Genomic DNA, 1,653 nt, shown 5'->3' on the forward strand with positions numbered 1-1,653 from the left:
AGATATGGGAGTGGTCGGGGGGAAAACTCCGGGACTTTTTCCCTGAAAATTAGGTAATTTACCCGATGAAAATGGGTAAAACCCCACACCCCACACCCCACACCCTACACCCTGCCCCTAGGAAAAACTTTTTCAGCAGACCCTAGTTAAAAGCCTAAGAACCGAGAATCCCCCGCTACACCGCGCGAGCGGTTAGCGGGGGAGAGTCAAAATCAGATCACGCTAATTTGATTGGTTATGGACCCTATTCATGTCTATCTCTCTACCCCGTTCGGGTTACACTTTACCAGTTTTTGCCTGTGCCAGTGCGATCGCATCTCTCCAGCATCTCCACGGCGAAAATGAGCTAAATTCCGTTACTTTTAATCTTTTAGAACCGCCAGAAGCCGTTACTATTGCCATCGAACAAGTTGCCCGACTGAACCCCGATGCTGCCCTAGCCATCACCCGCAGCGATCCGGGGGACAATTTGGATTTAACTAGAAATACCCCTATATGGGCGTTAGTAGAAAGAAAGACGGGTAATCAAGAGATAGAGATTCAAGGCGGCGAAGGAATCGGCCTACAGGTTGATAATAGCGGAAAATCAGCTATCTATAGTTATGCCCAGCGTCTCCTGCAAGAAAACCTCAGACCCCTGTTACTGCCCCAAGAAAGCCTCAAAGTGACGATTATCCTTCCAGAAGGCAAAAAACTGGCCACAAGGACTTCTAACGCCGCTTTTGGGGTGGTAGAGGGATTATCTTTGTTGGGTACCACTGGCATTTCCCAACCTCTCAGCGCCCCCGGACAGTTAGAAATCTTTCGCGAGCAATTAAAAATTTTATCTCTTCGTTTCGATCGCTTGGTGTTTTGTATCGGGGAAAATGGCTTAGATTTAGCCCCTCAAATGGGCATTAATCCTGATATTTTGGTAAAAACAGCCAATTGGATCGGGCCGATGTTATTAGAGGCACAATTACAGGGAATCTCTGAAATTCTTTTGTTTGGTTATCACGGTAAATTAATTAAACTTGCCGGGGGAATCTTTCAGACTCACCATCATCTCGCCGATGGTCGTCGGGAAATTCTTACCGCCTACGCCGCTAAAATGGGTTTAGCTACCCCCCATCTCCAGCAAATTTTTGACAGTAGCACCAGCGAAAACGGTCTGGAATATCTGCGTCAATTAGACCGGCAAACGGGAGATAATTGGGTGGAACGCATCTATGGAGAAATGGCTAATACGATTGATCGCCGTTGCCAAGAATACGTTTATAACCACAGTAACGGTCATCTTAGGGTCGGTTGTATTTTATTCGATCGCTCTCGTTCTTTGATCAGCAAAAGCGAAAATGGCCTTAAATTTTTGCAGAATCTACAAGTTACTCCCCAGTGACCGTGCTATGATCGTGGGAATATTTAGTCTTAAAAAATGAAACTAATAAGGCCATACAATTGTAGCTTATTTCCAGAACAATAGCCGATTTAGTTTACAAATCTTTAACTTTTTCCTGCCAGTTTCTTTTTTTGATCGCAGTGACAACTCAAACCCCCCTTCCCACCCCCCAAGAGACTTTGCCCTCAGAGTCCTTCACTAATAGCCTTAATCGTCAAATAATCATCATTCTTGACTTTGGCTCCCAGTATTCTGAATTAATCGCCCGCAGAATC

General features: G+C 45.3%; 1 protein-coding gene. It reads left to right on the forward strand.

The window, feature by feature from the left end; all coding sequences use genetic code 11:
• Window positions 1-250 precede the first annotated feature (250 nt).
• On the forward strand, window positions 251-1,378 hold the full coding sequence (cbiD, locus tag PX482_RS18940; RefSeq protein WP_288122845.1) for a cobalt-precorrin-5B (C(1))-methyltransferase CbiD: 1,128 nt from the start codon (window positions 251-253) through the stop codon (window positions 1,376-1,378).
• Window positions 1,379-1,653: the final 275 nt, after the last annotated feature.

It is taken from the genome of Microcystis sp. M53602_WE12 (assembly GCF_030065455.1).
In the GTDB taxonomy this organism is placed as follows: domain Bacteria; phylum Cyanobacteriota; class Cyanobacteriia; order Cyanobacteriales; family Microcystaceae; genus Microcystis; species Microcystis aeruginosa.

Coding starts and splice junctions, on each gene's coding strand:
- cbiD (WP_288122845.1), top strand. CDS start 251: ATGTCTATCTCTCTACCCCGTTCGGGTTACACTTTACCAGTTTTTGCC.